This window comes from Roseomonas sp. CECT 9278 (assembly GCF_918698155.1).
GTDB lineage: Bacteria > Pseudomonadota > Alphaproteobacteria > Acetobacterales > Acetobacteraceae > Neoroseomonas.
In genome coordinates, this window is the sequence record NZ_CAKKLX010000078.1 from 1 (window position 1) to 12859 (window position 12859).

General features: G+C 72.4%; 12 protein-coding genes and 1 tRNA gene. 9 read left to right on the plus strand and 4 right to left on the minus strand.

The window, feature by feature from the left end:
• The coding region (locus tag LQ222_RS25035; protein WP_230169601.1) for a hypothetical protein at positions 1-319 on the minus strand (319 nt) is incomplete at its 3' end.
• 175 nt (positions 320-494) lie between these two features.
• Between LQ222_RS25035 and LQ222_RS25040 the strand changes: the two genes are divergently transcribed.
• The 3 genes from LQ222_RS25040 to LQ222_RS25050 all read left to right on the plus strand — a co-directional run bounded on the left by LQ222_RS25040 (position 495) and on the right by LQ222_RS25050 (position 2928).
• Positions 495-566 (plus strand) — tRNA-Thr (locus LQ222_RS25040).
• A gap of 183 nt (positions 567-749) precedes the next feature.
• Positions 750-1625 (plus strand): FkbM family methyltransferase, encoded by an 876-nt coding sequence (locus LQ222_RS25045; RefSeq protein WP_230169602.1) that lies wholly within the window; start codon positions 750-752, stop codon positions 1623-1625.
• A gap of 325 nt (positions 1626-1950) precedes the next feature.
• Positions 1951-2928 carry a tripartite tricarboxylate transporter substrate binding protein gene (locus LQ222_RS25050; protein ID WP_230169603.1) on the plus strand — a complete coding sequence of 326 codons (978 nt, stop codon included), beginning with the start codon at positions 1951-1953 and terminating at the stop codon, positions 2926-2928.
• A gap of 6 nt (positions 2929-2934) precedes the next feature.
• On the opposite strand, the gene LQ222_RS25055 is transcribed toward LQ222_RS25050, so the two are convergent.
• A complete protein-coding gene (locus LQ222_RS25055; protein ID WP_230169604.1) occupies positions 2935-3297 on the minus strand; it encodes a DUF4087 domain-containing protein in 363 nt (120 codons plus the stop codon).
• Between the two features lie 163 nt (positions 3298-3460).
• Here LQ222_RS25055 and LQ222_RS25060 point away from each other — a divergent pair, with 163 nt between their 5' ends.
• The 4 genes from LQ222_RS25060 (at position 3461) to LQ222_RS25075 (ending at position 8477) form a co-directional block, all read left to right on the plus strand.
• The gene (locus LQ222_RS25060; protein ID WP_230169605.1) at positions 3461-4351 is read left to right on the plus strand and encodes an alpha/beta hydrolase; all 891 of its coding nucleotides are present in this window, start codon (positions 3461-3463) and stop codon (positions 4349-4351) included.
• A gap of 26 nt (positions 4352-4377) precedes the next feature.
• Positions 4378-5796 (plus strand): class I adenylate-forming enzyme family protein, encoded by a 1419-nt coding sequence (locus LQ222_RS25065; protein WP_230169606.1) that lies wholly within the window; start codon positions 4378-4380, stop codon positions 5794-5796.
• A gap of 153 nt (positions 5797-5949) precedes the next feature.
• Positions 5950-8136: an excinuclease ABC subunit UvrB gene (gene uvrB / locus LQ222_RS25070; protein WP_305800040.1), complete on the plus strand. Its 2187-nt coding sequence runs from the start codon at positions 5950-5952 to the stop codon at positions 8134-8136.
• 104 nt (positions 8137-8240) lie between these two features.
• Positions 8241-8477: a hypothetical protein gene (locus tag LQ222_RS25075; RefSeq protein ID WP_230169607.1), complete on the plus strand. Its 237-nt coding sequence runs from the start codon at positions 8241-8243 to the stop codon at positions 8475-8477.
• A 60-nt stretch (positions 8478-8537) separates the two neighbouring features.
• Here the strand turns inward: LQ222_RS25075 and LQ222_RS25080 are convergent, their stop codons facing one another.
• Positions 8538-9443 carry a class I SAM-dependent methyltransferase gene (locus LQ222_RS25080; RefSeq protein ID WP_230169608.1) on the minus strand — a complete coding sequence of 302 codons (906 nt, stop codon included), beginning with the start codon at positions 9441-9443 and terminating at the stop codon, positions 8538-8540.
• A gap of 223 nt (positions 9444-9666) precedes the next feature.
• On the minus strand, positions 9667-10440 hold the full coding sequence (locus LQ222_RS25085) for a 2-keto-4-pentenoate hydratase (protein WP_230169609.1): 774 nt from the start codon (positions 10438-10440) through the stop codon (positions 9667-9669).
• A gap of 160 nt (positions 10441-10600) precedes the next feature.
• Here LQ222_RS25085 and LQ222_RS25090 point away from each other — a divergent pair, with 160 nt between their 5' ends.
• Together LQ222_RS25090 and LQ222_RS25095 are read left to right on the plus strand one after the other, a co-directional pair.
• Positions 10601-12007 (plus strand): lyase family protein, encoded by a 1407-nt coding sequence (locus tag LQ222_RS25090; protein ID WP_230169610.1) that lies wholly within the window; start codon positions 10601-10603, stop codon positions 12005-12007.
• A gap of 2 nt (positions 12008-12009) precedes the next feature.
• Complete coding sequence (locus LQ222_RS25095) at positions 12010-12801, plus strand: MIP/aquaporin family protein (protein ID WP_230169611.1); 792 nt, start codon at positions 12010-12012, stop codon at positions 12799-12801.
• Positions 12802-12859: the final 58 nt, after the last annotated feature.

Below are 12859 nucleotides of genomic sequence, written 5' to 3' on the forward strand. Positions count from 1 at the left end.
GTGCGGCGGTGGGCGGCGCGGCCGCGACCGGCGGCGCGGGTGGCACCGGCGGCGTCGGCAAGGGCGGGGGTGGCGGTGGCGCAGGCAGCGCGCCGGGGTCGGGGGTGGGGGCGTCCTCGGGTGCCTCGGCGGCGCGCGGCGCCTGGTCGGACCCGCCCTGGAACACCACGGCGAAGGTGGGCGGCGGCAGTTCCTCGGGCCGGCGGGCGCGGCGCGGGTCGATATCCAGCACCACCGCCGCGATGAACAGCCCGTGCAGCAGCACCGATACCAGCGCCGCGACCGGCAGCCTGCCGCCGCCCCGGCGGCGCGGCGCCATCGGCCCCCAGGGCATGGGCGCAGACGCGGCGGCCGGCGCCTGCGGCGGTTGGCGGTCTCGGGGCGAAAGGCGCATCGACGGGTCCGGGGGCCCTCGGGAGATGGGGGCGGCCCGGCCGAATCGGAGTCGGGTTCGGGTTGCCGCGGGAGGTCGCTCTGCTACACGAAAGGACGGCGCCGGGTTAGCACAGTGGTAGTGCAGCGGTTTTGTAAACCGAAGGTCGGGGGTTCGAATCCCTCACCCGGCATGCCCGCGGCCCCGCCCCTGTGACCCGCGTCGCAGACACCGGCGCCGGATTCGGCCCCATTTGCGCCCATCGCCGCGCCGGGTGATCCTGTCGCCATGCCCGGTGGCCGGGCCCGGCCGGCGGGCGCGCACGATCCCCCGGGTCGCCGCCACGGGCGCGCAGAACAGGAAGCCTGGTCCGCCGATGCGCAACGCCGCCCTCCTCGCCTTCGACCTGTACCGCCGGCTTCCCTTCCGCGCCGTGCTCGACGCCATCGTGGTGCGCGTCCTGGTGCGCGGCGTGCGGCTGCGGCGCGGGCTGCGGCGCGGCGAGATGTTCGTGCACGACGCCCAGGGCCTGCGCATGAACATCGACATCGACCAGCGGATCGATTCGCGCATCTACTTCACCGGCACCTGGGAACCCGAGACGGTCGAGACCGCCCGGCGGCTGCTGCCGCAGGGCGGTGTGGCGATCGACGTCGGCGCCAATATCGGCTTCGTCACGCTGGTCATGGCGCGGCTGGTCGGCCCCACCGGCCGCGTCATCGCCTTCGAACCGGCGGATTGGACCTATGCCCGGCTGCAGGCGAACCTGGCGCTCAACGCCGTCCCGCAGGTCACCACCGTGCAGGCCGGGCTGTCGGACACCGAGGAAACCTGCCCGCCGGCCGATATCCCGGTGGGCTACCGGCTGGACGGGCGGGTGGAGACGCGGCGCCAGGCGATCCGCCTGGCCACGCTCGATGCCTACCTGGCGCAGGATCCGGTGACGCGGGTCGACTTCATCAAGTGCGACACCGATGGGTTCGAGACGCGCGTCGTGCAGGGCGCGATGGACACGCTGCGGCGGTTCCGCCCGGCGATCGACCTCGAGCTCTATCAGGGCACGCCTTCCGACAGCCGCGAGGTCGCGGAGCGCCTGCTGCGCCTGCTCGCGACGCTCGGCTACGGCTTCCACCGGCCGGGCGACCTCCAGGCCTATGCGGGGATCGCGGCGGTGCTGGACGCGCTGCCGCCGGGCCAGCGCGCGGCGAATGTGGTCGCCATCGCCGCCGCGGGCACCACCGTCCCCGGCTGACCGCCGGCACCGCGCCGCGCCCTGGCCGGGCGCGACGCGGCGGCCAGGGCGAGGCCGGCACCCTGCCACTGCGGCCCGGCCAGGCTCGCGACAACGCCCGGGTCCCTGGTCGTCGAAAGCATCGTCACCCGGCCGGAAGATTCCCTCCGACCGGGATCTGTCGTAGCGTCCTGTCCGCTGCGTCCGCGCCCTTCGCGACGAACGGAGCGGACCAGCAGGCCACTGAAAAGCTGGGCCTGGTGGGCCAGGAACGAAGGCCGAAGGACCCGAGGATCGGGACACCGACGTCCCTGCGGTCCATGGACGCTGTGGGGGGAAATCACGCATGCCACGCATCGACCCGACGCGCCGTGCGCTGCTCGCGCTGCCCGGAGTGCTGGTCCCCACCGCGTTGCGCGCCCAGCCCGCCTGGCCCGACCGGCCGGTGCGGCTGCTGATCGGCTTCCCGCCGGGTGGGCCGACCGACTTCATCGGCCGCATCGCCGCCACCGGCCTGCAGGCCGCCTGGGGCCAGGCCGTGGTGGTCGAGAACCGCGCCGGCGCCTCCTCCTCGGTCGCCGCCGAGGTCGTCGCGCGCGCGGCGCCGGACGGGCTCACGCTGTTCTTCGCGTCCAATTCGGTCGTGCTGAACGCGGCGATCCACCCCAGCCTGCCCTACGCCCTGCCGGAGGCCTTCGCGCCGGTCGGCACCTTCTGCTCGGCGCCCAACGTGTTCTGGTGCGCGGCGGGCCAGCCGTGGCGGGACATCGCCGCGGTCGTGGCCGCCGCGCGCGCCGCGCCCGGCACGCTCGCCTTCGGCAGCACCGGGGTCGGCGGCACCGGGCATTTCGGCGGGGAGACGATGTCCCGCGCGCTCGGCATTCAGCTCAACCACGTGCCCTATCGCGGCACGGCGCCGCTGATGCAGGACGTGATCGGCGGGCGCGTGCCGCTGCTGGCGCACGGCATGGCGGGCGCGGTCGGGCCCTACCAGGCGGGGCATATCCGGCCGCTGGCCGTGCTCGGCCCGCGGCGCGCGGCCGAACTGCCGGACGTGCCGACGATGGCCGAACTCGGCCATCCGGTGCCCGATTCCGGCGTGTGGTTCGGCGTCATGGCGCCGGCGCGCACGCCGTCCGACCTGGTCGCGCGCATCGCCCGCGACCTCGCGGCCATCAGCCGCACCGAGGACACCCGCACCAAGCTCGCGACCCAGGCGGCGGTGCCGGATTTCTCGGGACCCGAGGCCTTCACCACCCGCATCCGCACGGAACTGGCGACCTGGCGGCAGGTCGCGCAGAGCGTCGGCATCAGGCCGGAATAGCCTCGGTCAGGGCGGCGGCAGGGTCCGGTCGTTCTGGCAGCGCGCCAGCGGCAGTTGCTCGACGGCGTGGATGCGCCGCACGGTGCGGCGCGCATCGGCGTCCATCACCACGCAGGCGCAGCCATAGCCATAGTAGCCATTGGTACGCACCCACTGCCGCACGGTCATGTCCGGCACGCGGTTCATGCCGGGCGTCTGCGGCGCGCCCTGGCTTGCCATGATCCAGTCGCCGTCGCGGTCGGTCAGCCAGTAGTTGCCGGGGCTGGGATTGTGCAGCCACCCGCAGCGCCGGTCGGACGCCTCGGCGGGGCTGGCCAGGGGGCCACCAAGGAGGGGGATAAGGCAAAGGCTCAGCCAGGCGGCACGCATCATCGGCTCCAGTGTCGATTCGTGATCCTGGCACGCTTGCGCCGGCGCGACGACAGGGCGACACATCGCCTGTGATGACCCTGGCCACCGCCCCCGCCCGACCGGTCCTGCGCCGCCCCGACGCCCTGCCGCGAATCGCCGCCGCCCGCCGGAGCCGCCCCCGGTGAACGAGGCCGAGGCCATTGCCCGCGCCTTCGCCGCGCCGGGCCGCATCAGCTTCCCCTTCGGCGATGCGATCCATGACCCGGACAATCCGGTCTGGCTGCATGCCTATCGCCCCGAGGGCTACACGCCGGACCGCCCGGTGGTCTTCGTGCTGCACGGCATGGCCCGCAACGCCGAGGAATACCGCGACTACTGGATCGACGCCGCGGACCGCCACCGCGCGCTGATCCTGGCCCCCGGCTTCCCGCAGGAGACCCATCCCGGCGCACGGGCCTACGACGATGGCGGCGTGGTGGATGCGCATGGCGAGGTCACGCCATCGCGCCGCTGGGCCTATCATGTGCCGGCGCGCATGCTGGCGCTGGTGCAGCGCGCCGGCATCACGAAGCGCCGCCAGGCTTTCCTGTTCGGGCATTCCGCCGGCGCCGGCTTCGCCCAGCGCATGGTCCTGCTGACCGACCGCTCGCCCTTCTGCGCCGTCGTGGCGGCCAATGCCAACTGGTATGGCCTGCCCACCCTGCTGCGGCCCTTCCCCGAGGGCATCGGCGGGCTGGGCCTGACGGATGCGGATGTCGAGGCGCGGCTCGCATGGCCGCTGACCATCCTGGCCGGCGAGGCGGATCTCGATACCACCGGCCCCTCGGTGCCGACGCTGCCGGCCGCGCTGGCGCAGGGTGCGAACCGCTTCGCCCGCGCGCAGCACCTGCTGGCCTTCGCGCGCGCCGAGGCGGTGCGCCGCGGCACCGCCTGCCATTGGCGGCTGGAGACGGCCAGCGGGATCGCCCATGACGGCTACGCCCTGTCGCAGGTCTGCGCCGCCCTGTGGTTCGAGGGGCAGATGCCCGACGCCGCCCGGATGGCGGCGCTGGCGGGCAAGCCGCGGGCCTGAGCATGCCCGCCGCAGCGTCCGGTCCGTTGACCCTGGCGATCGCCGGCTGGGCGCGGCGCGACCCCGGGCGCCTGGCCTTCGTCGATCGCGGCGCCGGCGTCAGCTATGGCGCGCTCGACCGCCGCATCGGCGCGCTGGCCGCGTGGCTGGCGCGCCAGGGGATCGCACCAGGCGACATGGTCGCGCTGACGCTGCGCGACGACATGGCCCACATCACCGCCGCGCTGGCCCTGCTGCGCCTGGGCTGCGACCAGGTGTCGCTGGCAAGCCACGACCCGCCGGCGCTGCGCCAGGCCATCGCGGGGCGGCTGCGGCCGGCGCTGCTGCTCGGCGACGAGGCGGCGGATGCGCTGCCGGGCCTGGCCTTCCTGCGCCTCGATCCCGCGGCCGCGATGGCCGGCGGGCACGACGCGCCGGCGCGCACGGGGCGGTTTGTCCTCAGCAGTTCGGGCACCACGGGCCGGCCCAAGCTGGTGCGGCTGGGCGAAGCGGACATCGCCGCGCAGATCGCCCGGCGCACCGGCGAAGGCCGCGTCTACTACCGATCCATCACGGTCGAGCACAACAATGCGCGCAAGTACCATCTTGGCCTGCTGAGCCTGGGCGCGACCACGGTGCTGTCCAATTGCGCGACGCTGCCCGACCTCGCGGAGGCCTGCGCGCGCTTTCGGATCGAGCGCGTGACGCTGCCGCCCGAACGCGCCGCCGCGCTGGCCGACCTGCAGGCGCGCGCGGGCGCGCATCCGTGGCCGGCGCATACCTCGCTGGCGGTGTTCGGCGCCGCGGTGGCGCCGGCGCTGCGCCGGCGGCTGATGGCCGAGGTCACCCCCGGCCTGGTGGTGAACTATTCGACCACCGAGGTCGGCACGATCACGCTCGCCGGACCCGCGGACCATGCGCGCCACCCCGATGGCGTCGGCCGCCCGCTGGAGGGCGTGGCGCTGCGCATCGTGGACGATGCCGGCCGCGACCTGCCGCCGGGCGTCCCGGGCCTGGTGCGGCTGCGCGCGCCGGGCATGGCGCAAGGCTACCTGGACGATCCGCCGGCGGCGGCGCGCGCCTTCCACGACGGCTGGTTCCAGCCCGGCGATCGCGGCTGGATCGAGCCCGACGGCACGCTGGTCTTCGCCGGCCGTGATGCCGAGATGATGATGCTCGGCACCATCAACATCTTTCCCGCGGAGATCGAGCGTGCGGCGGAGGGCTTCCCCGGCGTCGCGGACTGTGCCGCCTTCGCGCTGCGATCGCCCGCGCTGGGCGACATCCCGGCGCTGGCGGTGGTCGAGACCGCGCCCGGCGCGCTGGATGTCGCGGCGCTGGCGGCGGCCTGCCGGGCGAAGCTGGGGCTGCGCGCGCCGCGCCGGGTGGTGGTGGTGGGGACGCTGCCGCGCACCGCCACGGGCAAGGTGCAGCGGGACCGGCTGGCGGCGCTGGCGGGCGGCTGATCCGGCTGGCGCGGGCGGATTCGTCCTGGCCGGCTGGCGCCGGAGCGTTCGTCTTGGCCGGCTGGCGCCGGAGCGTTCATCTCGGCCGGCTGGCGCCGGAGCGTTCGTCTTGGCCGGCTGGCGCCGGCGGGCGCCACACCCCATCTTGCGCGCATGAACCTGATCGCGCCCGGCCCCGTCCTGTTCATGCCGCAGAAGCGGCCCGCGCCACCCTCGGAGAACCGCCTCAAGGTGGTGTCCCCCTTCGAGCCCAATGGCGACCAGCCGGCGGCGATCCGCGAGCTGACCGCCGGCCTGCAGCAGGGCGAGCGCGACCAGGTGCTGCTGGGCGTCACCGGCTCCGGCAAGACCTTCACCATGGCCAAGGTGATCGAGGCCCTGCAGCGCCCGGCGCTGGTGCTCGCCCCCAACAAGACCCTGGCCGCGCAGCTCTATGGCGAGATGAAGTCGTTCTTCCCGGACAACGCGGTGGAATACTTCGTCTCCTACTACGACTACTTCCAGCCGGAAGCCTATGTGCCGCGCACCGACACGTATATCGAGAAGGACTCGCAGATCAACGAGCAGATCGACCGCATGCGCCATTCCGCCACGCAGGCGCTGCTCGAACGCAACGACGTGGTCATCGTGGCCTCGGTGTCCTGCATCTACGGCATCGGCTCGGTCGAGACCTACAGCCGGATGGTCGTGAAGCTCGAACGCGGCGGGCGGATCGACCGCGACGCGCTGGTCAAGGGCCTGGTCGAACAGCAATACCGCCGCAATGACGCCTTCTTCGCGCGCGGCACCTTCCGCGTGCGCGGCGAGAGCGTGGACATCTGGCCATCGCACCTCGATGACCGCGCCTGGCGCATCTCCCTGTTCGGCGACGAGATCGACGGCATCCGCGAATTCGACCCGCTGACCGGCGAGGTCACGTCCGAGATGGAGCGCGTCGCGATCTACGCCAACAGCCACTACGTCACGCCGCGCCCCACGCTCACGCAGGCCATCGGGCGCATCAAGGAGGAGCTGAAGGAACGCCTCGCGGTGCTGGAGGCCGAGGGCAAGCTGCTGGAGCGCCAGCGCCTCGAACAGCGCACCATCTTCGACATCGAGATGATGGAGACGACCGGCTCCTGCAAAGGCATCGAGAACTATTCCCGCTACCTGACCGGCCGCAACCCGGGCGACCCGCCGCCGACGCTGTTCGAGTACCTGCCCGACAACGCCGTGCTGGTGGTCGACGAAAGCCACGTGACCGTGCCGCAGATCGGCGGGATGTATCGCGGCGACTACGCGCGCAAGGCGATCCTGAGCGAATTCGGCTTCCGCCTGCCGAGTTGCACCGACAACCGCCCGCTGAAATTCGAGGAATGGGACGCTTATCGCCCGCAGACGGTGTTCGTGTCCGCGACACCCGGCCCGTGGGAGATGGAACGCACCGGCGGCGCCTTCGCCGAACAGGTGATCCGCCCGACCGGCCTGGTCGACCCGGTCTGCGAAATCCGTCCCGTCGAAGGCCAGGTGGACGACCTGCTGGCGGAATGCCGCACCGTGTCGCAGGCCGGCGGGCGCGTGCTTGTGACCACGCTGACCAAGCGCATGGCCGAGGACCTGACCGAATACATGACGGAAGCGGGCATCCGCGTGCGCTACCTGCACAGCGATGTCGACACGCTCGAGCGCATCGAGATCATCCGCGATCTCCGCAAGGGCGTCTTCGACGTGCTGGTCGGCATCAACCTGCTGCGCGAGGGCCTCGACATTCCCGAATGCGCGCTGGTCGCGATCCTGGATGCCGACAAGGAAGGATTCCTGCGGTCGGCCACCGCGCTGATCCAGACCATCGGCCGCGCCGCGCGCAACGTCGAGGGCCGCGTGGTGCTCTATGCCGACACCATGACCAACAGCCTCAAGCGTGCGCTGGAGGAAACCGAGCGCCGCCGCACCAAGCAGACCGCCTGGAACACCGACCACGGCATCACCCCCACCACCATCAGGCGCGAGATCGCCGACGTGCTGCGCGATGTGTCGCAGGGCGACTACGTCACGGTCGAGGCGGTCGAGGACGACACCACGACGAACTTCGTCGGCAAGGACCTGCGCGCGTCGATCGCCGAGTTGGAACGCAAGATGCGCGCGGCTGCCGCGGACCTGGAATTCGAGACCGCCGCGCGTCTGCGCGACGAGATCAAGCGGCTGGAGGCGCTCGACCTCGGCCTGGAGCCGAACCTCGCCGGCCGTTCGCTGCGCGAGGCGGCGCCCCGCGCCGACTGGAAGCCCAAGCCGCTCGGCCCCGGCGGTGGTGGCTACGACCCGAAGAAGATGAAGGGCGGGCGGAAGAAGAAAGCCGGCTGAAGCGTTCGTGATTCCAGGGGCAGGGCTTGCCCCGATTTTGCCCGATCCGCGCCGCACGCCCCGGCTGTGCTGCGCGCATCGGACACAGCAGAAGGGAATCGCGCATGTCCTGGACTTCCATTCGTGTCGCCGCCGTGGCGCTGCTCGGGCTTGGCGTGGCGGCGTGTTCCGACCCTGTCGGCCAGCGCGCGCTGCTGGGCGGTGGGCTCGGTGCGGCTGGCGGTGCGGGCATTGCCGCGCTCACCGGCGGGTCGCCGCTGGCGGGTGCGGCGATCGGCGGCGCCGGCGGTGCGGCGGTGGGCGCGCTGACCGCACCGCGCCAGCGTCGCGGCTATTACTGAAGCCAGGCCCCTGGCGGTTTCACCCTCGCGCTCTCCAGGCGGCGGGCGGAACGCCGTCCGTCACGCCTGAGGCTTGCGCGCGCTCGCGAGCACGTAGTCGAGGCCGGCATAGACATCGCCGGCCTCGAAGCGCAGTAGCGGGCGGTATGCCAGTCGCGCGGATCCCGGCAGCCGCGCGAAGAACGCCGCGTCCTCGCGCAGCGCGTGGTGGAAGCCGGGGAAGACATCCGCGCCGATCGACCGGATCTCCGGCGCGGCGAAGCCGGCAGCACCGAAGCGCGCGGCGTAGCCGTCCCGCGCGTCGGCATTGGCGGCGGGGATCGCCAGCGCGCGGGCCAGGGCGCGCCAGGATGCACGCTGCCAGCGCCGCCGCAGCGCGCCCCCCGCCGCTGCCGCGGGGATGATGTCCGCCAGCACGATGCGCCCGCCCGGGCGCAACACGCGAAAGGCCTCGGCCAGGAAACCCGCGCGCGTGTCGAAGTGGAAGGCGCATTCCAGCGCGGTCACCACGTCGCAGCAGGCATCGGGCAGCGGCATGGCGGTGGCCGATCCCTCGCGCAGGTCGATGCGGTCCGCGAGCCCCGCGCGCCGCACCCGCGCGCGCCCCAGCCGCACATGCAGCGGCGTCACGTTCAGGCCGGTGATGCGGCGCGGCGCGAATTGGCGGGCCCACAGCATGTCCTGGTCGGCGAAGCCGAAGCCGACATCGACGACGTCATCCTCCGGCCCGATCGCCGCGGCCTGGCCGACCAGCAGCGCGAGCGCGGGGCAGGCTTCCTCGATGCTGCGCGCATCCCGCCAATAGCCGAGGTTCAGCCACAGCCCGCGCGCGGTGAAGGCGCGCGTGCCCAGCAGGCCGTACAACGCATCGACCGCCGGCGGCCGCAGCATCGCCCAGGCCTGCGCGAACAGGCCGCCGCCGGGAAGGGTCGCGTGATCCGTCATGCCCTGCAGATGGGCTGCCATCGCGATGCGCAAGGCCTCGGGCAACGACGCGGCGGACCGTCGCGCCGATGCGCGCATCCATCCGCGACGGGGCGCGCCTGGCCCCACCGCCGGTCGCGGCGATGGCCGGATGCGCCGTGCGTCGAGGGCGCGACACGCGGCGCGGCGTCTCGCGCCCGGCCGATGCCGCGCCGCAATGCCAGCGCCGCACGCATCGCCGGCTGTCGCGCGGACCGCCCGCGCCTCAGGTGAAGTCCAGTTCCACCCGCCCCAGCCCGTCGAATTCCACCACGGTGTGGCACGGCCCGTCGATCCAGATCGGCGGCGTGACCGATCCCAGGAACACCACCTGCCCCGCGCGCAGCCCGCCGAACACTGCGGCGCAGCCCGACCCGGCCAGCCAGGCGAGGGCCGCGAACGGGTGCCCCATCAGGTCCGCGCCGATACCCTCGCCCTTCACCGCGCCATCCACCGACACCCGCCCGCGCACCGCCGCGAGGTCCAGCCCCAGCGCCCGCCACCCCGCCACCGGCGGGCCCAGCACGCCGCCGGCATGGAAGACCTGGTCGGCGATCAGCGTCGGCGTGCCCAGCACCGCCAGGTCGCCATAACGCCGATCCACGATCTCCATGGCGGCGAAGACCTCGCCCACCGCATCCGCCGCTTCCTCCGCGGTACACCGCCCGGCCGGGATGTCGCGTGCGAGCCGCAGGCCGACCTCGCATTCGATGCCCGGGTCGACGTAGTCCGCGTGCCGGACGCTGGCCGGCGTGCGCTTCAGCCCGGCCTTCGGCACGAAGCCCGCCGCCGGGCCGGACAGCCCCAGATAGGCCTGCATCTGCGTCGTGGTGGCGCCGATCTTGAAGCCCGCCGGTGGCAGCCCGCCCAGGCGCAGCGCGACCTCCTTCTGCAGCGCGTAGCCGGCCTCGGGTGTGGCCGGCGCCAGCCTGCCGAGCGGTGCGAGGATGCGGCGGCTGCGGCGTGCCTCGATGATGGCTTCGGCGGCGTCGGAGGCCATGGCGGTGTCCCTTCCCTGCGGCGATGTCGCGGCGTCGGCGCAGGCTCGCGCAGGCAGGTCGCGGGATCAATGCGCGGGGGGGGCGCGGTCGGCGAAGGATGCACTGGCATCGTTGCGCGACCGACGATAGCCTCCCGCCCGCCCAACAGGAGCCGATCCGATGGCCGACACGCGCAAGGAAACCGACAGCCTCGGGGTGGTCGAGGTACCCGCGGACAAGCTGTGGGGCGCGCAGACGCAGCGATCGCTGGAACACTTTTCCATCGCGCGCGACCTGATCCCGCGCGAGATGATCACGTCCTACGCCATCCTCAAGAAGGGTGCCGCCATCGCGAACCACGCGGACAAGCGCCTGGCGGACGAACAGTTCAGGCTGATCGTCGCCACCTGCGACGAGATCCTGGCCGGCCAGCACCACGACATGTTCCCGCTGCATGTCTGGATGACCGGCTCCGGCACGCAGTTCAACATGAACGTGAATGAGGTGATCTCCAACCGCTGCTGCCAGATGGCCGGCACGCCGCTCGGCTCCCACGCGCCGGTGCATCCGAACGACCACGTCAACATGGCGCAGTCGTCCAATGATTCATTCCCCTCGGCGATGTACATCGCGACCGCGCTGGGCGCGAAGCAGCGCCTGCTGCCCGCACTCCAGGCGCTGCACGATGCCATCGCCAGGAAGGCCGAGGAATGGAAGGACATCGTCAAGATCGGCCGCACCCACATGCAGGACGCCACACCGCTCACGCTCGGCCAGGAATGGTCGGGCTATGCGGGCCTGCTGGCCGATGGCATCGCGCGCATCGAGGCCGCGCTGGGCGATGTCTACAAGCTCGCACTCGGCGGCACCGCGGTCGGCACCGGCATCAATTCCGCGCCGGGCTTCGATGTCGCGGCGGCGGCGCAGATCGCGAAGCTCACGGGCCTGCCTTTCGTCACCGCGCCCAACAAGTTCACCGTGCAGGGCAGCCATGACGCGCTGGTGCAGTTCTCCGGCTGCCTGCGCACGCTGGCGGTCTCGCTCTACAAGATCGGCAACGACATCCGCCTGATGTCCTGCGGCCCGCGTGCCGGCTTCGCGGAACTCAACGTGCCGGCCAACGAGCCCGGATCGTCGATCATGCCCGGCAAGGTCAACCCGACCCAGGCCGAGGCACTGACCATGGCCGCCGTGCAGGTCATGGCGAACGACATGGCGGTCGGCTTCGGCGGCGCGGGCGGCTACCTCGAGATGAATGTCTACAAGCCGCTGATCATCTACAACGTCACGCACTCCATCACGCTGCTGACCGACAGCATGACCAATTTCCGCACCTTCCTGGTCGAGGGCACCACACCCAACCTCAAGAAGATCGCGGGCTATGTCGAACAGTCGCTGATGCTGGTCACCGCGCTGTCGCCGGTGATCGGCTACGACAAGGCCTCGGCCATCGCGCACTACGCCATGGACCACGACCTCACGCTCAAGGCCGCCGCACTCAAGCTCGGCTATGTGGACGAGGCCGAATTCGACCGCGTGGTCGACCCTGCCAAGATGGTGAAGCCCTACGTCGCGGCGGAGGGCTGAACGTGGCGCCCCACGGACAGGACGCGCTCGCGCAGCAGGTCGGCCCCGAGCGCTTCAATGCCGACTGGCGCAACCCCGAGCACCGCGCCCGCCGCCTGGTGGCGGAATTCATCGGCACGGCGGGGCTGACCTTCGTGCTCTCGGCCGGCGCGGCGATCCTGGCGCTGTATGCCGGCGCGCCCGTGCATCCCTTCCAGGCGGCCTTCATCCTGTCGGCCGTCTCGGCGCTGTGGCTGGTCGCGGCGGTGTATTTCCTCGGCGATATCAGCGCGCATTTCAACCCGGCCATGACCTTCGCCTTCACGCTGCGCGGCGACATGGGCTGGGTGATGTGCGGCGCCTACGTGGTCGTGCAGCTCATCGCCGGGGTCGCCGGCTCCATGCTCGCCCGCGGCTTCTTCGGCATCGAGGGCAACCTGGCCGCGACCCAACCGCCACCCGGCCTCGCGCCCCAGGCCGCGGCCTTCGAAGCCGTCCTCACCTTCGGCATGGTGCTCATGGTGCTCTCCATGGCGAACGGCCCAAAGCTGAACGGCCAGTTCATCCCGATCGCGGTGGGCGCCTACGTCATGTCGCTCGGCACCATGGGCGGCCCCTTCCAGGGCGCGGCGATGAACCCCGCCCGCGCCTTCGGCCCCGACGTGGCGCGCGGCGACCTCTCGACCTGGTGGGTCTACATCATCGGCCCCCTGACCGGCGCCATCCTCGCCGTCGTCGTCGCCCGCTTCCTGCGCGGCCCGGCCAAGGCCCAGGAAGCCCAGGCCGCGATGGGGACGCCGCTGGGGCGGGAATGACGCGGCGGGGGAGGGCTTTGCCCTCCCCCGGACCCCCACCCACCAAGGGCTTAAGGCC

Excerpts from the sequence above, each read along its gene's own strand:
- LQ222_RS25045 (WP_230169602.1), top strand. The coding sequence starts at position 750 with ATGCGCAACGCCGCCCTCCTCGCCTTCGACCTGTACCGCCGGCTTCCC.
- LQ222_RS25050 (WP_230169603.1), top strand. The coding sequence starts at position 1,951 with ATGCCACGCATCGACCCGACGCGCCGTGCGCTGCTCGCGCTGCCCGGA.
- LQ222_RS25055 (WP_230169604.1), bottom strand. The coding sequence starts at position 3,297 with ATGCGTGCCGCCTGGCTGAGCCTTTGCCTTATCCCCCTCCTTGGTGGC.
- uvrB (WP_305800040.1), top strand. The coding sequence starts at position 5,950 with ATGAACCTGATCGCGCCCGGCCCCGTCCTGTTCATGCCGCAGAAGCGG.
- LQ222_RS25075 (WP_230169607.1), top strand. The coding sequence starts at position 8,241 with ATGTCCTGGACTTCCATTCGTGTCGCCGCCGTGGCGCTGCTCGGGCTT.
- LQ222_RS25080 (WP_230169608.1), bottom strand. The coding sequence starts at position 9,443 with ATGGCAGCCCATCTGCAGGGCATGACGGATCACGCGACCCTTCCCGGC.
- LQ222_RS25085 (WP_230169609.1), bottom strand. The coding sequence starts at position 10,440 with ATGGCCTCCGACGCCGCCGAAGCCATCATCGAGGCACGCCGCAGCCGC.
- LQ222_RS25090 (WP_230169610.1), top strand. The coding sequence starts at position 10,601 with ATGGCCGACACGCGCAAGGAAACCGACAGCCTCGGGGTGGTCGAGGTA.